The sequence below is a fragment of the Thalassobacterium maritimum genome (assembly GCF_031127805.1).
GTDB classification, from domain to species: Bacteria; Verrucomicrobiota; Verrucomicrobiia; order Opitutales; family Coraliomargaritaceae; genus Thalassobacterium; species Thalassobacterium maritimum.
Genome location: NZ_JARXHW010000020.1, coordinates 1 through 21,713 on the forward strand (window position 1 = coordinate 1; position 21,713 = coordinate 21,713).

Consider the following 21,713-nt stretch of genomic DNA (forward strand, 5'->3'; position numbering starts at 1 on the left):
ACTCTGTGGGCGGACCGTTTTAAGTCGGTCTTGGTCGAGGGGCATGGCAATCCGCTGCAAACGATGGCGGCTTATATTGATCTGAATCCGGTGCGCGCGGGCTTGGTGGAGGACCCTAAGGATTATCGCTTTTGTGGCTACGCGGAAGCGGTGGCAGGTGTGGCAGAGGCGGAGCGGGGCATGGTCCATATTTGGAGCGACCACGGTGCTCGGGATCCGCAGTCGGCCTTGCAGGCGCATCGTTTGCTGATATTCGGTAAGCATGCCGCACAGGCTGGTTTGTCGGATATGACGCGTGAGCGCGCTTTAAAGGTGCTGGATGCGCAGGAGGGTGAGTTATCGAAGGCGGTGATGCTGCGCTGCCGGGTGCGCTATTTTACTGATGGTGCGATTTTGGGCTCAGCTGAGTTTGTTCGTGGTTTTACGGGAGCGTGGCAAGTGGAGCGCGGGCGAAAGCACCCACCGAAGGTGAATGCGATGCGCGGCTCGGCCTGGGGCGATTTGGCGGTGATACAGGGGCTGCGGCGTAAGGTGTTTGGCTGACGGGCTTGATTGCTTGTAGGCTTGGGACTTCGGATGCGCTTGCTCGCTGTTATTACATCTTTCTTGTGTATCCGGTTCATTGCTATGAACGTGCTGCTTTTTAATCGCGAGTTAATCTCTGACTGGCGCAGTAAATTTGAGACAGGTGAATATTTTCAGCAAACAAACATTAATGTCGGAGGCGCGGGCGACGCAGACTCTCGGCGCTTCAAATCCTGAATTAGCGGCTGCTGAAGAGGGGCCTTCTCCTCATTCGAGCTATTCGACTTATTGGGGCTTGTTGGCTGCGGTGCTGTCCGCGCTGATGTGGGTGATCTCGATTCCTCCCTTCGAGTTTGCAGAGGCGGCTTACATTGCCTTTGTGCCGCTGTTGCTGTGGTTATATACGAAGCCGTCTCGACGTATTTTCTGGCTGGTGGCGATTGTTACGGGCTGGGTGAGCTGGTTTTCGATTTTGGTCTGGTTGCGCCATGTGACTTGGTTTGGCACGATTGCTTTGAGTGGGGTGCTGGCGGTGCTTTTTGCTCTATGGCTTGCGATGGCTCGTGCTTTGTTGCCGCGTTTGTTGGGGGCGAATATTGTCAGGCGGGTGTTGGGCTTTGCGGGGCTTGCGGGCGCTTGGGTTGTGCTGGAGTGGGCGCGTACTTGGTTGCTTTGGGGGTTTCCTTGGGCTCCGCTGTCTTTGAGTCAATGGGAGCGTCCTGTGGTGTTGCAAATTGCGGCCTGGTCGGGGGCGTATGGGGTTTCTTTTCTGTTGGTATTTTTTAACCTATGTGTCACGCAAACTTTGCGGCACCGGTTGGTGCGTCGTGAGCGTAAGATGTGGACGGGCTGGTTCAGTCCGGATCTGTATCTGGGCATGAGTGGACTGGGCTTGTGCATTTTTGTGTTTTTTTCGGCACTACCTCAGCCGGATTCGGCTAAGCCGATACTGACGGCAGCGGTGGTACAGCCTTATATTCTGCCGGAGTTGAAGTGGGACACGGATCGTGAGCTTGAGAATCTTGACATCTTGGAGCGGCAGACGCGTTTCGTTGCGAGTCTGGAGAGTGACGTAGTGCTTTGGCCGGAGGCGGCGACGCCTTGGCCAGTGATGGGGAACCTTGAAATGCAGGTGCGTGTGGAGCGCCTGGTCAATGAGCTGGGGAAGCCGATTTTGATGGGGAATCTTTCGCAGGACCGTGCATTGGATGAATGGCGTAATGGGGCCTTTTTGGTGGAGCCGGCCACTGGTTTGTCCTCGCAGTTTTATACTAAGCGGGAGTTGGTTCCATTTGGTGAATATGTGCCTGCGCCCTTTGGGTTTATTGAGAAGGTGGTGCCGGTTGGGGGATCTTTTGTCGCGGGCGATTCGGCTGGCTTGATTGATTTGACTGTGAATGGCAGCAATTATGAGGTCGGCTCTTTGGTCTGTTATGAGGATGCTTTTCCTCATTTGGCGCGAGCGAGTGCACGGGCTGGAGCGGATCTCTTTTTTGTGGCGACGAACAACGCGTGGTATGGTGAAGAGGGCGGCGCGGTGCAGCATGCGGCGCATTCCGTGCTGCGTGCGGTTGAAAATCGTCGTCCTGTAATGCGCGCTGGAAACGGTGGCTGGAGTGGCTGGATCGATAGTTACGGTACGGTGCGGGAAGTGTTGGTCGATGAAGCGGGCAGTATTTTCTTCCGTGGCGGGGGCGGGTATAGCGTCTTTCAATTTGATGAGTGGAGTCGTCAACAAAGTTACTACACCCGGCATGGGGATTGGTTTGTTTTTGTGTCGGGCGGATTGGCTGTGATGGCTGTGATGGCTTTGATCTTTGTTTTTATGTCGCCGCTTCGATCGCAAAATTAGTGGGTTTGTGTATTCTGAGCTGTGATGGCTCTAGAATCTACCAGTCCTCCTACGATAGCTCCTGCACTTTCCATTTTAGTCTCTGGCGCGAGTGGATTGGTGGGGCAGGCTTTATGTGAAAAACTGCAAAGTCGTGGACATCGCGTGCGCAGGCTCTCGCGCAGTGAGCGCGGCGATGTGCAATGGGATGTGGCTGCGGGGCAGTTGGATACTGCGGCGCTTGTGGGGGTGGATGTGGTTGTGCATCTTGCGGGTGAAAGTGTCGTGCAGCGCTGGAGTTCTGCTGCGAAAGAACGGATACTGCGAAGTCGGGTTGCCAGCGCTCATTTGCTAGTGGACGCGATTCTAGAGCAGGCGCAGCGGCCCGCGTTCATTTCCGCATCGGGCATTAGTTACTACGGAGCCGATTTGGACGACTGGGTGGATGAGTCGAGTCCGATGGGGGATGGCTTTTTAGCGGAGGTGGTGCGCGAATGGGAGGCTGCTGCGAGTGCGCTCACGGATGCGGGCGTGCGGACTGCATTTTTGCGTACGGGCATTGTGCTCAGCAGGCAGGGGGGGGCTTTAGCCAAAATGCTGCCTGCATTTAAGTGCGGGGTCGGTGGTCGCATTGGCGATGGACAGCAAAGGATGAGCTGGATCAGTTTGCCTGATCTGGTGGATGCTTATGTTTTTGCGGTGGAAAGTAGATCGGTCCGCGGTGTGATCAATGCGGTGGCGCCAGAGCCGGTCACCAATTCGGAATTTACTGAAAAGCTTGGTAAGGTTTTGGGGCGTCCAACGATTTTACCGGTTCCTGCTGTTGTCGTAAAAATGCTTTTCGGTCAAATGGGCGAGGAGACTGTGCTTAGTAATTTGAGAGTGCGGCCTCAACGGCTGACCGAACTCGGCTTTGAGTGGCAACAGCCCAAGCTAGAACACGCACTCCGCGCTGCGTTCGATGCAGCACAGTCCTAAATTATATTTCTCCTTTTCCATGCAAACTACCGACGTTCTCATTATCGGAGCCGGCATTTCCGGTCTTCTCTGCGGCAGCGAATTACAGCGTGCGGGCAAAACTGTGCGTGTGCTGGACAAGGGCCGCGGTTTGGGTGGGCGTATGGCCACGCGACGCATGGCCGGAGGGCGGCTCGATCATGGCGCACAGTTTTTTACTGTGCGTGATGGGCGCCTGAAAGCTTACGCGGATGAATGGCTTGCTGCGGGGGTGATCAAGGAGTGGTATCGCCACACGCCCGGCGATAGGGATCCAGCGGGCCACGCGCGCTATTGTGGTATCAATGGCATGACCGATGCCCCTAAGTATTTGGCACAAAGTTTAGATGTGCGCACTTCCGAGCCCGTGGTGGAGTTGGTGCGTGGGCTGGACGGCTGGATTGTACTGAGCCAGCACGGAAATCGCTACGGGGCGAAACATCTAGTGATCACCGTGCCTTTGCCACAGGCGCTGGGATTGTTGCATACCAGTGGGCTGGATTATGCGGGGGATCAGACAGAAGCTTTGCGAGCCGTTCGATATGAACGTGGCTTGGCCACCTTGGCGATTCTAGATGGCCCTAGTGGCCTCGCTGCACCAGGTGCATTGAAGCTTTCGGAGGCGCCTCTGACATGGATTGCTGACAATCAGAAAAAGGGCATATCACCTGATGTATCCGCGATCACAATACATGCGGATGCGGATTTTGCGGAAGCGCACTGGGATTCGCCCGATGGGGTGCGTGGTGCGCAAATGCTGGAAGCGGCGGCGCCTTATCTAGGGGCGAAAGTGTTGGAGTTTAGCTGTCATCGTTGGGGCTTCACTTTGCCGATCAATCCATGGTCCGAGCCTTATTTTCAAAATGCTGGTCTGCAATTGACACTCGCGGGCGACGCTTTTGGAGGTGCCCGCGTCGAGGGGGCCGCCTTGTCGGGGATTGAGGCTGCGGCGGCGGTTTTGGATGTGACTGTGTGAGGGATCAGGCGTTTGTTCGCTTGCGTCCAAGTGAATCCTTGCGAATGTAGCAGGCTTCATTTTTTAGCTTATGAAAAAGACACTTTTAATTGTTAGTTATTTCGTTCTCCTAGTGCTCGGTGTGCTCGTGTTGTTGCCTGCTTTTGCGGATCAGGCGCAGCTTTTAGCCTATGCTGTGATTGCTGTGGCCGCGGTCGGCTGTGTGCTGGCTTTGACGCTTAATACCGCGGCGGCTGTCAGTGAGCCTACTGCGACGCCCGCGTCCGAACCAGTTGCCCCCGTCGCACCGGAAACGAAGCAACCGGACCTGCAAAAGATCCCGCAGCAGAACTCTGAGGTGCAAGTGGCACAGTTACTTACCTTGTTGCAAGAAAAAGGGCGTTTTTTGGATTTCGTGATGGATGACATTAAGAGTTATCCAGACGCGCAGATCGCCGCTGCGGCGCGTTTTGTGCATCAGGGGTGTCAACAAGTGATGCAGCATAACTTCACGATCGAGCCTGTGGCGTCGGTGGCTGAGAACCAGCCGATCACATTAGAAGCGGCCTTTGACCGTAATGAGTATCGTCTCAGTGGTAAAGTGGATGGCGAGCCGCCTTATTCTGGTGTATTGAAGCATAAAGGCTGGAAGACTCGCGCGGTCTCACTACCGAAAGTATTGGGTGCACGTGCGGAGGCGCAAGGCACGCACCTGTTGGTGGCTGCTGAAGTCGAAGTCCGCTAAGCAGGCCTGACTCTTTGAAGATGTCGCTGGGAGAAGGCTCAGCGACTGGCGAAATTTAAATAAAAATTTATTATGTCTAAGCAATACAGTCTGGGAATTGATCTAGGCACGAGTAACTCGGCCATGACGGTGGCGCGACTGGACGATCAAAGTCTGGAAGATCTCTCTATTCTCCAGGTCGTGGCTCCGAATACACTGGAAGCACGGCCTGGTTTGGCGTCGAATATCTACATTGCGGCAGCGGATGAATTTCCTGCGGGCGCCTTTAATTTGCCTGGGCAGGAATCCTCTAACAACCGGGTCGTCGGAGCCTTTGCGCGTCAGCATGGGGCGCAAGTGCCCGATCGTTTGGTGAGTTCTGCGAAGTCATGGTTATGCAGTACGCAGGTGGACCACCGCGCGCCGATTTTGCCTTGGCAGTCGAGCAGTGTGGAGGCGAAGCTCTCGCCGATTGAGGCCTCGCGGCTTTATTTAGAATCTTTGGTCTACGGTTTTCGAGCGGCGGCAGAGGAGTCGCAGAGCGATTGGTCGCTGGAGTCCACCAATGTGGTGCTCACGGTGCCTGCTTCATTCGATGAAGTGGCGCGTTCGCTCACTCATGAAGCGGCCGAGGCTGCGAGCCTCGGGGCGGTTACTTTGATGGAAGAGCCGCAGGCCGCGTTTTATGCTTGGCTATCTCAAGCAGGTTCGGAGTGGCGCCAGCAAGTTCGCACCGGAGATATTATTTTGGTCTGTGATGTGGGGGGCGGCACTTCAGACTTTAGTTTGATCTGTGTTTCAGAGGTCGAGGGCAATCTCGAGCTGGAGCGCATCAGTGTCGGGGAGCACTTGCTACTCGGGGGCGACAATCTGGATCTAGCTCTGGCGCATGTGCTGCGCTATCAAATGGAAGGCGAAGGCAGCAACATCGATGATTGGCAATTTTTAGCACTGGTGCACGCCAGTCGTCAGGCAAAGGAAACGCTTTTTGAGAACCTCGATTTGACTGAGGTTGCACTATCGGTGCCCTCGCGTGGTTCCTCTTTATTTGCGGGCAGTGTGGGGACTCGTTTGAGCCGCGACACCCTGAACCAGGTCGCGCTGGACGGCTTTCTGCCTATGATTGAGCCTACGGAGATGCCAGCTGCGCGTGCTTCGGTGGGCTTGCAGGAATTTGGCTTAGCCTATGAGAGCGATCCAGTGTTGAGCAAGCATCTCGCACGTTTCCTCACACGTAGTTTACAGAACGTAAAGGCCAACCCGAGTCTGACTGGGAAGGTGAGCCCTCAAGCACTTGGAGGCAGTTTTCTGAAGCCGACCGCAGTGTTGTTTAATGGTGGATTTTTCAATGCTTCACCGGCTCGTGAGCGAGTTTTGGCTTTGCTGAATCAATGGACTGGAGCCGAAGCTCCCGTGCGTGAACTCGCGGGCGCGCGTTACGACAAAGCGGTGGCGCATGGGGCGGCGTATTACGGTCTGAATCAACTCAGCGGCAGTGGCGTACGCGTGAAAGCGGGCGCTTCCCGAAGCTATTACATCGGCTTAGAAACCGCTGGCTTAGCGATTCCAGGCTTTAAGCCGCCTTTGAAAGCATTGTGTGTGGTACCACAGGGCATGGAAGAGGGCAGCGAAGAGATCTTGGATTCCAAAGAGTTTGGCCTGGTGACCGGAGAGTCTGTCACCTTCCGCTTCTTTAGTTCTGCGATCCGCTCGGGGGATGTGGTGGGCACTATTTTACCAGACGCCGAGAAAGAACTGGAAGAAACATTGGAGCTTAAGACAGAGCTCACTCCCTTGGAAGGGCAAGCCGCGGGCGAAGTGGTGCCGGTAAAGTTGCACGCGCGCGTGACTGAGATGGGTACGCTGGATTTGTGGATGCAGCACACCCGCTCCGACCATCGTTGGAAGTTAGAGTTTGCAGTGCGCACCGATTAATTAGGACACACACTCTTATGGCAGCTCGTTATTTCATCGGCATCGACCTCGGTACTAGCAATTGTGCTCTGTCTTATATCGACTCCAAAGATCCTAGCGCGGGCACCCAAGTCTTTAGTATTCCGCAATATGCCTCCTTAGACAGCGTGTGTGAGGCGAATTCACTGCCATCGTTTGCCTACTATTTAAGTGAGAGCGAGCAGTCCGCCTTAGGTGGTGATGCGGTGGGAGAGTGGAATTCCGGGCGCGTGGTGGGGCTCTTGGCGCGTGAGTTGTCGGGGGCGGATGCCGCGCGTAGTATTAGTTCGGCCAAGTCGTGGTTGTGCCACGGGGGCATTGATCGCGAGCTCAAGTTGCTGCCTTGGAAGAGCGAGCAGATTGAGGACGCAGATAAATGCTCGCCGGTGGAGGCTTCGGCTGCCTATCTCGACTATTTACGTTTTGCCTGGGATCAAACGATCGGCAGTGAGGATAAGCAGTCGCTCTTTGAGCGTCAGGAGATCGTGATCACAGTGCCCGCCTCCTTTGATACAGTGGCACAGCGCCTGACCCTCGATGCGGCTGAGCAAGCACATTACCCCAAGCATACACGCTTACTCGAAGAACCACAGGCGGCCTTCTATGCTTGGCTGGAAACGCATGGCGATGCCAGCGACTGGAGCCAAGTCTTTGGCGATCTGGGCGAGCGTCCGCAGGTCGTCTGTGTCTGTGATATTGGAGGAGGCACTTCAGACTTTAGTCTGTTTGAATTATCGCGTGTTGAGGGCGAGTCACTCCCGCAAGTGCGGCGTATTGCGGTCAGTAATCATATTTTGCTGGGTGGGGACAATATCGACTTAGCGCTCGCGCATATGGCCGAGGCCAAGCTGAGTGGCAGCAGCGCGCTTTCGGGCAGCGGCTGGAGCCAGCTAGTGGCTCAGTGCCGAGGTTTAAAAGAGCGCGTTCTCTCAACCGAAGGGCCCGATTCGGAGCCCTTCACGATCGCACTGGCTGGCAGTGGAGGCAGTCTATTTGACTCCGTGCAGACCGTGACTTTAACCCGCAGCGAAATGACGCAGACGGTTCTGGAAGGTTTCTTCCCTGCTTGCGCCGCCGATGCCCAGCCTGCCAACACCGTGGCAGGCTTGCGGGAAATCGGGCTGCCGTATGCACAGGACTCGGCGATCACCCATCATTTGGCCGATTTCATTCGCGGACGCAAAGTCGACGCCCTTTTGTTCAATGGCGGCACACTGGCTGCGGGGAAGCTGCGTGAGCGCTTAGCCGATCAGATGGCCGATTGGCAAGCAGGGCAACGGCCTGCGATTTTGGCCAATGCCTCGTTGGAGTTGGCAGTTGCCCGCGGGGCGGCATGGTATCGCGCGAGTTTGTCGCGGGAGCATGTGACCACGATTGAAGGTGGCTCGGGGCATAGCTTCTATATTGAAGTCAGTTATAGTCCCAAGCGGGGCAAAAAAAAGCGCCGATCCTCAAGCGAGACGCGACTCGTCTGTGTGCTGGCGCAGGGCAGCCCGATGGAAAAGCCGACGCGCGTCACTGGCTTGAATCTCGCACTTAAAGTCAATATGCCTGTGCAGTTTCAGGCGTATACCTCCACCTGTCGCGAAGGCGACCAAGGCGGCGACTTGGTCGTCAAAAACGAGCACGATTTCCACAAACTCCCCGTGATGCAGACCATGGCACAATTGCCAGTCGGGGCGGAGCTCCCCGAGGGAGGCGACGTGGCGATCGAATTAGAGGCGCGGCTTAACAGTCTCGGTCTCTTGCGCGTCAACTGTGTCAGCGTGCGACGGATCTTGGAAGAGAACCGTGTCTGGCGGCTCGAGTTCAATTTGCGGCAAGCGGGCGGTCCAGGTGCGGCGGATGAAACGGCCGCGCCAGCTCTGGATACAGGCGTGAGTTCCGAGGACTTGGAAGCTTCCAAAGCTTGGATCGCCGATACCTTTGGTCCCGATCCGACGGAGCCGGCGTCCAAGTTACTCAAGGCCCTCGAGCGTATCAGTCATTTAAATCGGCGTGAGTGGAACGTGCCCTTCATTCGGGAGCTGTGGCAAACCCATGCCAGCTACTTGACCCGGCGTGATCTGTCGCCCGAGCACGAGCTCGCATGGCTCAACGCCGCCGGATTTTTCCTGCGTCCGGGCTACGGGCACGCGCTTGATCCCTATTTTATTCGCAGCTTATGGGCTGTGTATGAGCTTGATTTAGCGCACGCCAATAACAAGGCCAACCGCGAGCAATACTTCCTGTTGTGGCGCCGGGTGGCGGGCGGTCTTGATGCGGCGCAACAAGGCGCGCTCTATGAGGCATGGATTGATAAAACGCTGCAAGACAGTAAGCAATCTTACGAGCCCGCGCGCATGTTAGGCGCCTTCGAACACATCACGGCGGAGCAGCGCACGCAGCTCGCGCATCATTTCACGGCCAGTATTGTACGCCGCGAGACGAGTTTCTGCGACCATGCGATCTGGGCGTTGGGGCGGGTGTTGAATCGTGTGCCGCTCTATGGCGGTGAGCAGGCGATCTTGCCGGCTAATGAGGTGCAAGCGGCTTTCGACCAGTTGGAAGCCTTAGACTGGAGCCGCGACAACTTGCGCAATCTGCGGCAGGTCTTCGTGCAGGCGGCCCGCATCGTGAACAATCGTGATCACGACGTACCGGAGGATTTGCGCGGGCGCATCCTTGCCAAGGTCCGCAGCTCTGGCGCCAGTGAGCAGCAAGTCGAGCCCTTGCGACAGTTCACGCCGATCGACGCCAAGGACATTCAGCAACTCTTTGGTGAATCCCTACCCGTGGGCTTGCGGGTGAGCTGTTGAAGATCGAGCTGCGTGGGGGTGAAAAAATCTCCTTTCCATCGCAGGGATAATCAGCGACTCTGTTTCGTTTATGATTACCACAACTGAAGCTCTTGCCGATGTCGTGCGCCGTGCGCGTGAAGCCGGTGCAGTTGGCGTCGATACCGAATTTATTTGGGACCGCACCTATTACCCGACCTTAGGATTGATCCAGATTGGTTTTCCTGATGGTCATTGTGAGCTCATTGATGCCCCCGCGATTGAGGATTGGTCGCCCTTGGCAGAGCTGATGTCGGATCCCGACACGGTAAAGATTCTACACGACGCGCAACAAGATCTCAACATTCTGCACCGCACCTGCGGTGGTTTGCCGAAGAACGTATTTGATACCCAACGCAGCTCAGGCTTTGTCGGCCTATCGTCGACTATTTCCTTGAGTGAGCTCTTAAAAACTCTGCTTAAGGTGCGTTTGGCTAAGACAGAGACACGCTCGGATTGGGTGGCTCGCCCGTTAACGGATGCGCAGATTAAATATGCGGAAGACGATGTGCGCTATTCGGTGGATCTGATGCTTAATATCATGGGGAAGGCGGAGACGCTGGGGCGCAAGGAATGGATCTTGGATGAGATGAAGATCTACGAAGACGAGTCTAATTACAGCGAGCGCGACCCCGATTATGAAATGCCGCGCGTGCGTGGTAGCGGTTCGCTCACGCAGCAGCAGCGCAATGTGCTGCGCGCACTGGGCGCTTGGCGCGAGCTGAAAGCCCGTCGTCGCAATCTACCGCGTGGCTTCGTGCTCTCGGATGATGCACTGGTTTCGCTGGTCAAGCGTCCGCCCAATAGTGCCGAAGAGATCCGCCAGATGAAAGGCTTGAGCGAGCGCTCCGCAGAGCGGAACCGTCAATATATCTGGGAAGCGATCGAGCGCGGACGCAGTGGTGAGCTGCCAGATCTGCCTAATAACAAGCATATCGGCCCGTCTCCTGACGATGGCTATGAGGCGCGCGTGGATCTCTCCTTGGCATCGATCAAAGGCATGTGCTTAGCCGATCAAATAGATCCCGCTTTGATCGGCAATCGCGCTGAAGTGACCGCCTTTGTTTTGGAAATTGATAATTTGGATGCGAGTCGCCACCGCATGCTTCGCGGCTGGCGTGGTGAGTTCTGTGGCAAAGCCTTGCAACGCTTATTACAGGGCGAGGGCAGCATATCGATTGATTCTAAGACTAAGTTGCCACAGCTGAGTTAGGCTGAGCGCTTATAGTTCGAAGCCTTCCTTGGCGATGCAGATGACGAATTCGCCTTTTTGACTGCCTTTAGCTACGCGGTCGCGTACTTCGGCCGCGGGGCCGGTGTGCACGGTTTCGTGCAGCTTGGTCAGTTCGCGCCCGACGCTGATGCAGCGTTGCTCCCCGAGGGTGTCGACCAGTTCATTGAGAAATTTCGCGATTCGGTGGCAGGACTCATATACGATGATGGTGTATTCGAAGTCACGTTTGCTGTCGAAAAAGCGTTTGCGGGCGGCACTTTTCGGGGGGAGGAAGCCGACGTAGAGGAAGCCATCGCTGGGCAGCCCCGAGAGTGCTAGTGCGGTGGTGGCAGCAGTGAGGCCCGGTGCGGCGGTGACTGCTAAACCACGTTTGCGGCACTCACGCACGAGTCGAAAGCCAGGGTCGCTGATCGCGGGCATGCCCGCGTCGGAGATGAGCGCGATCTGTTCGCCAGCTTCAATCCGGTCGGCGAGTTCGCCCGCCATGTGCTTCTCGTTTTCTTCGCGATAGGAAATCAGTGGGCCGTTTTTTTGGATCTCCAGCTTACTGAGTAGTTTGCCCGTGACACGGGTATCTTCACAGGCAATGGCATCGACACTTTTGAGGGTTTCGATTGCGCGCATAGTCATGTCGCTCAGGTTGCCGATGGGAGCGGCGACGAGTGTGAGAAGACCGTTGGGAGAGGAGCTGGTTTTTGAATGTGTCAAAATATGTGATCGGCTGGAGGTGTTCTATATGCAGCGAATCATATGCTATGGCTGTATCAATACTTTGTGTTATGATATTTACCAGTAATTAACGGAATCTGCCGAGTGTATGCTTTATTAATGCCGCTGGTTGCCCTTATTATCGTATGCAATAGTAACTTACTGAGCAAAATAATTTGTCTTGGTCGGTGCGCTGTTAGTATGCAAGAAGACTTTGACCAGGTATATAAAGATTTACAGCATGAGTGTTTGATCGAGGGCGCTCAGATCGTATCGATGGGTGCTTGGGTCTATAACATCGATGAAGAGGTGGTCTATTGGTCTGAAGGGGTGTATGATGTGCATGGCTTGGAGCGTGGACAGCAGCCGCCCGCTTTTGAGGAATGTTTGTCCTATTATGTGGAGGCGGATCGGGAGAAAATGCGTCAAGCGCTCATTCGTTTACAAGAGGAGGGCGGCAGTTATGATTTTGAGTGTGAGTTGGTTACGAAGATTGGCGTGCATAAATTTGTGCGAGTTATTGGTAAGAGCGGTCGCTCATTAGCCAACTGCAAGAACTGTTTGTATGGCGTGATTCAAGATATCTCGGAGGCGCGACAAATTCGGAATGCATTGATTGAGGCCAGGGACGAGGCCAATGCGGCGAATGCTGCCAAGTCTAACTTCTTAGCCACCGTCAGCCATGAGCTGCGCACACCATTGAACCCGATTTTGGGCTTTTCGGATCTGCTGCTAGAGGAAGTTGAAGATGAGGAGCAGTTAGAGATGGTGCGCGCGATCAACGATGCGGGCCAGAGTTTGATCGAGACGATCAATCGTATCATCGAGTATGCGGAGTTAAACCCTGAGAAAAAGAAGTTGAAGCAGGATCGCTTTACTTTGGAGGAGCTGCTGGATGAGGTGGTGCTGGAACTGAGAGGCAAGCGGCCCGCTTTTAAGGTCGAACTTGAGCAAGAGCCGTCTGTTGAATTGCCTGCTGATGCGGCGGTGATTGGGGATTTTAATAAGGTAAAGAGCGTAGTCTTACATTTATTGGAGAATGCAGCAAAATTTTCAGGTGTGAATTTAGTGAAGCTGCATAGTGTGGTGAGCTCCTTGGATGCGGAGCATATCATCTGGCATGTCGATGTTGAAGACGAGGGCGTGGGAATTGATGCCCAGTTGTTGCAACACGTGTTTGATCCTTTTCGGCTTGGAAATGCCACTTTTACTCGTGCGCAGGGTGGCGCAGGCATGGGCTTGGCCCTGTGTCGAGGCTATGTCGAATTGATGGACGGGCAGATCTCGGTTAAGAGCTGCGTAGGTGAGGGCGCAAAATTTAGCTTTTATATATGTCTTTTGCGGGCTGAGCCGTTGGTCGCAAATGCACCCGTTGAAAATCAGGAACTTGCGGCAGATCCTCGGGCATCCGAGACACAGCAGGAGCTGGATTCTCGCGTGGAGGGTGAGTCTCAACTTACAGACTCGCCAGGCAGTTTACGTCGCCAGCCTGTCTCGATATTAATGGTAGAAGATAATGCAGCAAACCTGCATTATCAAACACGTATTTTGGAGGGCATGGGCTACGATTTAACGACGGCACGAGACGGGCAAGAAGCACTCGATCAATACCAGCCCGGTCAGTACGATGTCATTCTGCTGGATTTGCATATGCCGGGCATCGATGGGATCGATGTCTTAAAGTCGATTCGTTATAATGAGGCCAGTTGCGGACTGGAGCGAGTGCCTGTGATTGTATTGACGGCGGATTTGCTCAAGTCGACGCAGGCGGTGTGTCGAGAGCATGGTGCGGACGCCTTTGTCTCTAAGCCGGTCAATGCAGATGACCTGCGTGCGAAAATTACCGATGTGCTCGCGATGCGCTTATCTGAAGTTGAATTTTAGAAATTGCTGGGCACTGTGCGTGGCATGGACATCGAAACATTTCCCAATCCAAACCCAGAGCGCAACTACACCATCCAGCACATTCAGGAGGAGTTTACCTCGACTTGCCCGATGACCGGGCATCCCGACTACGCCACGGTGGTGTTTAGCTACGCGCCCGACGAGGTCTGCATCGAACTCAAGGCGATGAAGCTCTACCTGCACAGTTTCCGCAATAAGGGCATCTTTTTCGAAGCGGCCACCAACCAGATATTCGAAGATTTGTTTGATGTCTGCAAACCACGTTGGGCACGCTTAGAAACGATTTGGCGCGGACGCGGCGGCATTCGCTCTAATGTGATCGTTGAAGATGCGCAAGAGGGCTACGACGGCCCGACGACCTTCCCGTTCTCGGCGTAGTTCTTTTAAGCAATTTCGAAGATCGCTTGAATTTCGACAGTGCTGTCTTTGGGCAAGCCGGTGACTGCGACGGCGGCGCGGGTATGGCTGCCGCGTTCGGCGAGAATTTCGACCAGTAGGTCGGATGCGCCGTTGATCACTGCGGGGCTATCGGCGAAGCCAGGCACTGCGTTGACGAAACCATTCAGCTGCACGATGCGGCTGATTTGATCGAGCTCGCCGAGATGAGCCTTGGCGACGGCCAGTAAATTGAGCGCGCACACGCGAGCGGCTGCTTGGCCGTAGGCGATGTCGCGGCTCTCTCCAATCTTGCCGCTGTGTGTCATCTCGCCATTGACTAGGCAGATTGCGCCGGAAAGGTAGAGCAGATTGCCGACTTGCATGGCGGGCACGTAGCTGCCCGCGGGGGCGGGGGCGGTAGGAAGTTCGATGCCGAGTTCGGCGAGGCGGTCATTTGTTTGGCTCATGATTTGGGTGCTTGGGTTAAAATTCGATCTTCCATGTTGGAAGCTTCAATCTTCGAGGTTCTGGTAGGGCTTTTCGCCTTCAGTGGCTGCAATGGCGACTGCGCCGACGGTGTCGGAAAACACATTTACGCCCGTGCGGCACATGTCGAGTATGCGGTCAGTCAGCCAGACCACGCCGATGGCTTCGACAGGCAGGCCCACTGCGGGCAAAATGACAGCGATCGCCACGAGGCTCGCGGCGGGGATGCCCGCGACACCGATACTGGTGGTGAGCGCCAAAAACACAACTAAGAGTTGGTCGCCCAGTCCTAGAGCGACTTGGCCAGTGGAAGCGTAGAGCTGGGCGATGAAGAGCACGACGACGCACTCATACAGTGCGGTGCCATCCATATTCACCGTTGCTCCGAGTGGTAGGGTGAAGGAGCAGGTCTTTTTCGACACGCCCGCGCGTTCTTCGACTGTATCAATCGTCAGCGGCAAGGTGGCCGAGGAGCTGGCGGTCGAAAATGCGGTCAGCAGCACGGGCGCCATCTCTTTATAGTGGGTGATCGGGTTTACCTTGGCCACGAATTTGAGTACCAAGCCCATGCTGATCAAAAAGTGCAGCGTAAGCGCCAGTAGCACGGTGATGAAAAACCAGGCAAGGGTGCCAAATAGATCGCCGAGGTCGGTCTCGAATATGACAGGCACCACCAGGCCAAATACCCCGATGGGTGCGAAACGTATAATGAAATCGGTCAATAGTAGCATGACCTCCTGGGCGCTCTCCCAGAATTTTTGCTGCGTCTCGCGCTGCGCAGGCTTTAGTTTACCGATGAAGGCACCAAAGAGAATGGAAAAGGTGATCACACCCAATAGTTGGCCGTTGCTGGTGGCTGCGTCGACGATGTTGGCCGGAAACATGCGCAGGAAGATGTCGAAGAGGTCGCTGGAACTGCGGCCTTCAACTTTGCTCATCAAGCCCTGGCTGACAGAGGTTTCAGCGCCCGAGCCAAGCATCGCGGTGGCTGTCTCTGGATTCACGTCACCTGGCTGGATAATATTGACCACGATCAGGCCAATGATCACGGCTGCGGCACCGCTAAAGGTGTAGTAGGCAAAAGTTTTAAAGCCCATGCGGCCGACACCCTTTTCTGCGCCGAGGTGCATGACACCGCTGATAATCGAGGCCACGATCAGTGGGACGATCACCATCTTCAATGCGTTCATAAAAAGCTTGCCGATGAACTGGCAGAAACTGATGGCGCCTGCGCTGAAGCCTTCGCTCGTGTGCGGAAGGATCCATGCTCCGAATAAAATCGTGAGGACCAGTGAGAGCAGGATTTGCCAGTGAAGTTTCCAGCGGATGGGATTGGTTGTCATAATCAATGAGCACTACAATTTGTGAGGCTTGTAGCATTTCATTGTGACAAAGGATTTGGCCAGCACGAATTTGGACGACTGGTAGCAAAATCGGCCCTCAGCCCGCGCGTTGAATGCTCGCTGGCAATGGTGCCAGTGTTTCGGACTGACTGCGATATTCGTCGAGCACGGCCCGTAGATCAGCCATCCGCATCGGCTTGGTTAGATAGGCATCCATGCCGGAGTCGAGGCATTTCTGGCGATCGCCCTGCATGGCGTGAGCAGTCATGGCTGATATGAATATGTTGGTTCGGTTGGCCCCGCATACTCCTTTGCGAATCAAACGAGTGGCGGTGTAGCCGTCCATGACCGGCATTTGACAGTCCATGAACACTATGTCGAACGTGCGTTCTTTAAGTCGCTCGATCGCAATGGCCCCATTTTCAGCGAAATATACATTGCAGTGGAGATTCTTTAAAAATCGCTGAGCGACCTTACGGTTGACTGCATTGTCTTCGACCACAAGCGCATGAATCCTTTCGGGTGTGGCGTGCGCTTGGGGGGCGGGGCAGCGACTGTCGCTGGCCTCGCCTGCCCACGGTTTCGGCTCTGGAGGATCTGTTGGAGTCGCTTCCACTGGCTTGCTTTTTTGAAATGGAATGCTGACGTAAAACTCCGACCCCGCGCCCAGGGTGCTCTCGCAATTGACTTGGCCGCCCATTAATTCCGCGAGCTTGCGTGAGATGGAGAGCCCTAGGCCAGTGCCTCCGAAATTACGCGAAGTCGAGCCATCGGCCTGGACGAATGGCTTGAACAGATTTGCCAGATTCTCAGGGTCGATGCCGATGCCTGTATCGCGAATGCGGATGCGAATGACGCTTTGATCAGTTTGTTCGCTGACAATTTCGCTGATGATCGATACCTGTCCAGCTTGGGTAAACTTGATTGCGTTGCTGATTAGGTTATTGACGATTTGACGCAGGCGCACGGTGTCCCCCAGCAGTTGATAGGGGAGTGCACTCTCGGTATAGCTGAGCTCGATGTTTTTCCTTTGAGCGCGTTCTTGGTAAAGCGTGATGCAAGAGCGAAGCAGCTGGTGCAAGTCAAAGGCCTCGTGTTCGATGCTGAGTTTGCCGGCTTCGATTTTAGAAAAGTCGAGTATATCGTTTATGATGCGTAGCAGTGCATTCACGCTTTGGTCCGCGGTAGAGACCAGTTCGTGTTGTTCGCTGTCGAGTTTCGTTTCGGCCAAGAGCGAGAGCATGCCCACGATACCATTCATCGGGGTGCGGATTTCGTGGCTCATATTGGCGAGGAACTCGCTTTTTAGGCGCGTGGCTTGTTCCGCGACGTTGCGTGCTTCGATTAGCTTGCTGTTGGCCTGTTCCAGTTCGTCGGTCAGGTGCTCGAGCTGGTCGTTCTTCCATTGTAGGCGCTGTTTGTGCTCGTCGGTTTTTTTCAGTTGTTTGTGTAGCAGTGAGTTTTGCACGCGAATCAGAGCATCTATGGAGATCAGGCCACGGAGTTGGCCCTGCTGATTTATAATGATGATGTCGTCATAGAAGTCTTCGTGATGGCGATTGAATACGCATTTCAAGACCTGGTGCACGTCGGTGTCGTCTTTGACGATGATCGGCTGTTCAACTAGAAATTCCGCGACGTTGCGCTGTGCATAGACGGCGTGTCCATAGCGGGCGCTCAGGCATTTATTGATTTTAACGGCAGAGCATAGGCCGATCACCGTCTCGCCGCGTTTCACGGCGAGGAAATCGACTTCATGTTGTGCCGCGAGTCGGCTGGTGGTCTCGAGTGTTTCGTTGTGCTGGACGGAGAGTGAGTGTGTGATCAGCTCGTCCAAGTGGATGTTTTCATGTGCAGCCATAGTGGTATGGCCGGACGCTAGTGGGGGCGCACTTAGGCTGAAAGCTGGAAAGGTGCGCTGTAGGTTAAGTTCCTGTGACGAAGGTAAAAGAGCCGTCAATTTTGCCTGACGCTAGCAAAACTGCAGCAGTTCACACCAATCTTGATAGGTGATTTCTTCGGGGCGTATGCTCGCAGAGTAACCTTTTTGTAGCAGGTGCTCGAACCAAGCGGTGATGCCCGGCGTACTTTCTTTTCGGCAGAGACTACCGAGTTGCTTGCGGCGCAGGGTGAAAACGCGTCGGATGCAGGCGCGTATTTCTGGGGGGAAGTGCACGGCATCGTCTCGTAAGTCCAGCCGTAGCAGTACGGAATCAACCTTGGGCGCTGGGTGGAAGCACTGTGCGGAGACTAGGTGTCGGCTGTGCATCTGGTAGGCAGATTGGAGAAAGATGGAGATCGCGCCAAAGGTTTTGCTACCGTGGGGGGCCACGTAGCGGTCGGCGGCTTCTTTTTGCAGCATCAGCACCATTCGCTGGGGCAGTGGTCCCGAGAGCACGGCATCCATCCATGGGGTGGAGACTGCATAAGGGAGATTGGCTACGATTTTATAACCGTGTTCGGCACGCTCGGTGGGGAGTTCGGCGATCGGGTGGTCGAGGCAGTCGCCCTCGATCAATTGCAGCCGTGGCTGCTCTGGGAGCACATTCGTGCGCAGGTGCTCGGCCAGAGTCGCGTCGCGTTCCACTGCCCAGAGGGAAGCGCCGCTGGCGAGTATGGCGCGCGTCAATGTACCCAAGCCGGGGCCGACCTCGACGACAGCACTCTCGGGGCCGATCTCTGCGAGCTCGATGGACTTGCGCACGATGTTGCCGTCCACCAAGAAGTTTTGACCCAGCTTTTTGTTGGGAAAGTGCTCCAATTGATTGAGGAGCTCACGAGTGGCTGTGGGGCTTAATGGCAAGGAGAATTAGGAGTTGAAAGTTAGAAATTAGGAGCTGGGCGATCCTTAAGCGTTGTGGAAGGCTTCGATGAGTTCTTCGGGATTTTCCGACTTCATGAGAGCTTCGCCGACGAGTATGGCGTCGGCACCGCAAGCGCTGGCGCGCTCTGCGTCTTCGAGGTCGAAGATGCCGCTCTCACTGACTTTGATGATGTGGTCGGGAATTTGCGGAATCAAGAGTTCGGAGGTCGCGAGATCGGTCTTGAAGCGCTTGAGGTCGCGATTGTTGACTCCTATAATTTTCGGATCGAATTTGAGGGCTTTCTCCAGCTCACGTTCTTCATGGATCTCGTAGAGAGCGTCGAGGCCCGCGATGCCGGCCGCGTCGCGCAGGGCTTTGATCTCGTCGTCCGCCAAGGCGCGCACGATGATCAAAATACAACGTGCTCCGGCCTCGGCCGCTTCCGCGACTTGGACAGGGTGCACCATAAAGTCTTTACGCAGGCAAGGCGTCTTGCGGCCATGGCATTCGAGGAATTCGACCACGTCCCAGAGATCTTTTAATGTGCCGCCGAAGTAATCGGTGTCAGTCAATACGGATAGGCAGTCGGCCTCAGCGTTGATGTACTCACGGGCTTGCTCGACCGCATCGAGGGTGGCGGAGGCGATTTCGCCTGCGGAGGGAGACTTACGCTTGATCTCGGCGATCACGGAGAGGCGGTCTTTTTTAGCCAGCGCTTTTAGGAAGCTACCGCCTTGAGTCTGCATACGGCCCAAGCGCTCCAGTTCCTGATCGCGGACGGGGCGTATCTGGTTGCGCAAAGAGTGCCGCTTGGCGGCCATGATTTCGGATAATTTGTCCATACTATAGATGGAAGGTGTCTGCGCTCTGGGCGAAGTTCAAGCCGGAGTTTTATGCTTTGCGGCTATTCGCTTGAACTTGCGTACGGTCGGGATGTATTCTCTGTGAGTATATGATTCAATTATGGGGACGGAAATCTCAAGCGAATGCGAGTCTCGTGGAGGGCTTCTTCGCGCAAGCTAAAAGCGAGTGAAGACGCGTATGTCCATGTGGGTTTGCTTGAGGCGCGTTCTATTCGTGGGGGCACTGCTACTATTTGCGGGGCTGGCGTTACTCTATTTCAAGCGGATTGAGATTGTTGAGGCCTTATTATTGCCGCGACTGGAAGCAAGCGGGGCGCAGCTGGAGCTAGAGTCAATCGACCTGAGTGCTTCCGCTGTAAGATTACAGGTCAAACACTATCGACTGGAGGACAATCTGCAAGTGGAGGGCCTGAGTGTGGTTTTCCCATGGAATCAGCTTTATTCGCTCGAGGCTGGCTTTATCGGGCGGATACAGATCGATCGGCTACGTTATCAGTTGGGGGAAGGTGCGGAGACCCCCGCGGTTGCAGAGCAGGGGGCTGCGGGAGAGGAAGCATTCGAGCTTGCAGAGCAAGTGGCGCAGTGGGCGAGTTCAATCGATTCCTTGCCAGTCGCGTCGCTGGAGTTGAAGGTCGAGGAGTGGGGGATCGAAGCGGCTGGGCTGCAGATGCAGGGGGGCCTAGAGCTCTCAGTTTTACGTGGTATGGACGGGGCGACTCATCTTGCGGCCAGTTTGAGCAGCCCTGTTGTGGATGTGGACGCACGCGTTAAAGTGCTGGCAGCGGGCGCTGGCTTGTCGCTGGACTTTACCCTGCGTGCCAACGATTGGGATACTTTTCAAGCCAGCTATTTAAGCGGGCTCTCGTCAGTGTGGACCGAGGCCGCGGGCGAAATTTATCTGAACGCATTGCAAGGGGCAGATGGCTTTGTCGATGCTTCGGGGTATGCGCGTTGGCTAGGCTCGGAGCCTGATCAATTGAGCTTTTGTGTTTTGGCCGACTTAGGCGCGGTCGAGGTGTATGCACCTGCAGGGGAGCTGATTTTACAAAACGCAGCCGCTGGCTTTGCCTTCGATGGGCGGGGGCACCAGCGCGCGTATCTGAAGGGAGGCGTGGAGCGCGTGCGAGTGGGCTCTTGGATGGAGTCCAGCGGTGATTGGGCGGTGCGGCTCGACAATCAGAAGCTCGCTGCGGAACTTCGTCTCGGAGAGTCGATTGCGTTCTCGTTGGCGCATGATGATTGGCAGCGCTTACTCAGCGGCGCAGGTCGTGCACGCTATTATTTGGAAGCGAATGCGTTGGATGCGGAGCTCTTGCGCGCTTTGGAAGTTTCGGGACTGCCCGATGATCTCAGTCTGCAGATGGCGCTGCAAGTTGAAGGCAGCGGTCTGCTCGAGGATTGGGAGCTTCGCGAAGCCAGTGCAGCGGTGGACGCCAAAGTCGCCAGTTTGGAGCTGAGTTCTCAGGGGCTGACGGCTACAGATATATGGGCGCAAGTTGATTTACGTAGGGCCGAGGGGCCATTTGTGCCTGAATCCCTTCAATTGCAGGTGGGCAGTCTGGCTCTGCTTGGTTTTGAATTGGATGCGCTACAACTGTCGACTCAGGTGGATGCGGAGGGGACAATCGCCGTGTCGCCCGTGCGGGCAGGATTCCTGGGTGGAAGCTTACGAGTCGATCCCATGCGAGTCGATTTGCAACGACTCGACGATAGCAGATTTCGGATACAGTTGGACTCTGTCGATCTGTCGCAGCTGGCTCAAGTGGTGCCACAATTCAAGGGAGAGATCAGTGGCCGCGCATCAGGCTATTTAGTCGGGGCTTTTCAGCAGGGCCAAGCGATCCTGGCGGACGGTCGCCTGGAAGTGGACTCCGCAGAGGGCGCACGCTTGCGCTACGATGTGGAGGGCATGCTCACCCGCGGTATGGTCGCCGGCAGTGCAACTTACCAGCAGTACAGGATGGCTGAACGCGCTTTTGAGGATTTGATGCTGCAGCAATTTAGCATTGATGTATTTCCGGACGGTAATGCCACACGCCCCTTTCGATTAGAGCTTTTCGGCGAATCTCAGCAGGGGGACGTGATCGTGCCCGTGGATTTTGATCTCAATGTGAATGTCGATGACACTGCCGGTGTCATGGAATTGCTGCGCATGATCCAGCGTGGTGAGTTGGAGTTTTAAATACGGCGGT

The 21,713-nt window shown here is 55.3% G+C and carries 16 protein-coding genes and 1 pseudogene; 11 read left to right on the plus strand and 6 right to left on the minus strand.

The window, feature by feature from the left end; translation table 11 throughout:
• From QEH52_RS09945 to QEH52_RS09980, 8 genes and pseudogenes are all read left to right on the plus strand, one after another.
• Positions 1-543 (plus strand): annotated as a pseudogene (locus QEH52_RS09945) (transposase); the annotation flags it as partial.
• Between the two features lie 145 nt (positions 544-688).
• The gene (gene lnt, locus QEH52_RS09950; RefSeq protein ID WP_308950138.1) at positions 689-2,377 is read left to right on the plus strand and encodes an apolipoprotein N-acyltransferase; all 1,689 of its coding nucleotides are present in this window, start codon (positions 689-691) and stop codon (positions 2,375-2,377) included.
• A gap of 24 nt (positions 2,378-2,401) precedes the next feature.
• The gene (locus tag QEH52_RS09955; RefSeq protein ID WP_308950139.1) at positions 2,402-3,334 is read left to right on the plus strand and encodes a TIGR01777 family oxidoreductase; all 933 of its coding nucleotides are present in this window, start codon (positions 2,402-2,404) and stop codon (positions 3,332-3,334) included.
• A gap of 19 nt (positions 3,335-3,353) precedes the next feature.
• Positions 3,354-4,328: an NAD(P)/FAD-dependent oxidoreductase gene (locus QEH52_RS09960; RefSeq protein ID WP_308950141.1), complete on the plus strand. Its 975-nt coding sequence runs from the start codon at positions 3,354-3,356 to the stop codon at positions 4,326-4,328.
• Positions 4,329-4,398: 70 nt separating this feature from the next.
• On the plus strand, positions 4,399-5,052 hold the full coding sequence (locus tag QEH52_RS09965; protein ID WP_308950142.1) for a DUF2760 domain-containing protein: 654 nt from the start codon (positions 4,399-4,401) through the stop codon (positions 5,050-5,052).
• 72 nt (positions 5,053-5,124) lie between these two features.
• Positions 5,125-6,966 (plus strand): Hsp70 family protein, encoded by a 1,842-nt coding sequence (locus QEH52_RS09970; RefSeq protein WP_308950143.1) that lies wholly within the window; start codon positions 5,125-5,127, stop codon positions 6,964-6,966.
• Positions 6,967-6,983: 17 nt separating this feature from the next.
• Complete coding sequence (locus QEH52_RS09975) at positions 6,984-9,782, plus strand: hsp70 family protein (RefSeq protein ID WP_308950145.1); 2,799 nt, start codon at positions 6,984-6,986, stop codon at positions 9,780-9,782.
• A gap of 70 nt (positions 9,783-9,852) precedes the next feature.
• Positions 9,853-11,013 (plus strand): ribonuclease D, encoded by a 1,161-nt coding sequence (locus tag QEH52_RS09980; RefSeq protein WP_308950146.1) that lies wholly within the window; start codon positions 9,853-9,855, stop codon positions 11,011-11,013.
• A 9-nt stretch (positions 11,014-11,022) separates the two neighbouring features.
• Here the strand turns inward: QEH52_RS09980 and rsmI are convergent, their stop codons facing one another.
• Complete coding sequence (gene rsmI / locus QEH52_RS09985) at positions 11,023-11,742, minus strand: 16S rRNA (cytidine(1402)-2'-O)-methyltransferase (protein WP_308950147.1); 720 nt, start codon at positions 11,740-11,742, stop codon at positions 11,023-11,025.
• Between the two features lie 201 nt (positions 11,743-11,943).
• Here rsmI and QEH52_RS09990 point away from each other — a divergent pair, with 201 nt between their 5' ends.
• Together QEH52_RS09990 and queF are read left to right on the plus strand one after the other, a co-directional pair.
• The gene (locus QEH52_RS09990; protein ID WP_308950148.1) at positions 11,944-13,626 is read left to right on the plus strand and encodes a PAS domain-containing hybrid sensor histidine kinase/response regulator; all 1,683 of its coding nucleotides are present in this window, start codon (positions 11,944-11,946) and stop codon (positions 13,624-13,626) included.
• A 24-nt stretch (positions 13,627-13,650) separates the two neighbouring features.
• Entirely contained in the window at positions 13,651-14,025 is a 375-nt protein-coding gene (gene queF, locus QEH52_RS09995; RefSeq protein ID WP_308950149.1) for a preQ(1) synthase, read from the plus strand.
• A gap of 5 nt (positions 14,026-14,030) precedes the next feature.
• On the opposite strand, the gene QEH52_RS10000 is transcribed toward queF, so the two are convergent.
• The 5 genes from QEH52_RS10000 to QEH52_RS10020 all read right to left on the minus strand — a co-directional run bounded on the left by QEH52_RS10000 (position 14,031) and on the right by QEH52_RS10020 (position 19,500).
• Positions 14,031-14,492: a RidA family protein gene (locus tag QEH52_RS10000; RefSeq protein WP_308950150.1), complete on the minus strand. Its 462-nt coding sequence runs from the start codon at positions 14,490-14,492 to the stop codon at positions 14,031-14,033.
• A 45-nt stretch (positions 14,493-14,537) separates the two neighbouring features.
• Positions 14,538-15,854 (minus strand): dicarboxylate/amino acid:cation symporter, encoded by a 1,317-nt coding sequence (locus tag QEH52_RS10005; RefSeq protein WP_308950151.1) that lies wholly within the window; start codon positions 15,852-15,854, stop codon positions 14,538-14,540.
• A 97-nt stretch (positions 15,855-15,951) separates the two neighbouring features.
• The gene (locus tag QEH52_RS10010) at positions 15,952-17,715 is read right to left on the minus strand and encodes an ATP-binding protein (protein ID WP_308950153.1); all 1,764 of its coding nucleotides are present in this window, start codon (positions 17,713-17,715) and stop codon (positions 15,952-15,954) included.
• A 111-nt stretch (positions 17,716-17,826) separates the two neighbouring features.
• Positions 17,827-18,657 (minus strand): 16S rRNA (adenine(1518)-N(6)/adenine(1519)-N(6))-dimethyltransferase RsmA, encoded by an 831-nt coding sequence (rsmA, locus tag QEH52_RS10015; protein ID WP_308950155.1) that lies wholly within the window; start codon positions 18,655-18,657, stop codon positions 17,827-17,829.
• 45 nt (positions 18,658-18,702) lie between these two features.
• Positions 18,703-19,500: an indole-3-glycerol phosphate synthase TrpC gene (locus QEH52_RS10020; RefSeq protein ID WP_308950157.1), complete on the minus strand. Its 798-nt coding sequence runs from the start codon at positions 19,498-19,500 to the stop codon at positions 18,703-18,705.
• 199 nt (positions 19,501-19,699) lie between these two features.
• On the opposite strand from QEH52_RS10020, the gene QEH52_RS10025 reads away from it, so the two are divergent.
• Positions 19,700-21,703: an intermembrane phospholipid transport protein YdbH family protein gene (locus QEH52_RS10025; RefSeq protein ID WP_308950158.1), complete on the plus strand. Its 2,004-nt coding sequence runs from the start codon at positions 19,700-19,702 to the stop codon at positions 21,701-21,703.
• Positions 21,704-21,713 lie beyond the last annotated feature (10 nt).

Excerpts from the sequence above, each read along its gene's own strand:
- QEH52_RS09980 (WP_308950146.1), top strand. The coding sequence starts at position 9,853 with ATGATTACCACAACTGAAGCTCTTGCCGATGTCGTGCGCCGTGCGCGT.
- QEH52_RS10010 (WP_308950153.1), bottom strand. The coding sequence starts at position 17,715 with ATGGCTGCACATGAAAACATCCACTTGGACGAGCTGATCACACACTCA.
- QEH52_RS09970 (WP_308950143.1), top strand. The coding sequence starts at position 5,125 with ATGTCTAAGCAATACAGTCTGGGAATTGATCTAGGCACGAGTAACTCG.
- QEH52_RS09975 (WP_308950145.1), top strand. The coding sequence starts at position 6,984 with ATGGCAGCTCGTTATTTCATCGGCATCGACCTCGGTACTAGCAATTGT.
- queF (WP_308950149.1), top strand. The coding sequence starts at position 13,651 with ATGGACATCGAAACATTTCCCAATCCAAACCCAGAGCGCAACTACACC.
- QEH52_RS10020 (WP_308950157.1), bottom strand. The coding sequence starts at position 19,500 with ATGGACAAATTATCCGAAATCATGGCCGCCAAGCGGCACTCTTTGCGC.
- QEH52_RS09960 (WP_308950141.1), top strand. The coding sequence starts at position 3,354 with ATGCAAACTACCGACGTTCTCATTATCGGAGCCGGCATTTCCGGTCTT.
- QEH52_RS10025 (WP_308950158.1), top strand. The coding sequence starts at position 19,700 with ATGTCCATGTGGGTTTGCTTGAGGCGCGTTCTATTCGTGGGGGCACTG.
- QEH52_RS10000 (WP_308950150.1), bottom strand. The coding sequence starts at position 14,492 with ATGAGCCAAACAAATGACCGCCTCGCCGAACTCGGCATCGAACTTCCT.
- QEH52_RS09990 (WP_308950148.1), top strand. The coding sequence starts at position 11,944 with ATGCAAGAAGACTTTGACCAGGTATATAAAGATTTACAGCATGAGTGT.
- QEH52_RS09955 (WP_308950139.1), top strand. The coding sequence starts at position 2,402 with ATGGCTCTAGAATCTACCAGTCCTCCTACGATAGCTCCTGCACTTTCC.
- QEH52_RS10005 (WP_308950151.1), bottom strand. The coding sequence starts at position 15,854 with ATGACAACCAATCCCATCCGCTGGAAACTTCACTGGCAAATCCTGCTC.
- QEH52_RS09965 (WP_308950142.1), top strand. The coding sequence starts at position 4,399 with ATGAAAAAGACACTTTTAATTGTTAGTTATTTCGTTCTCCTAGTGCTC.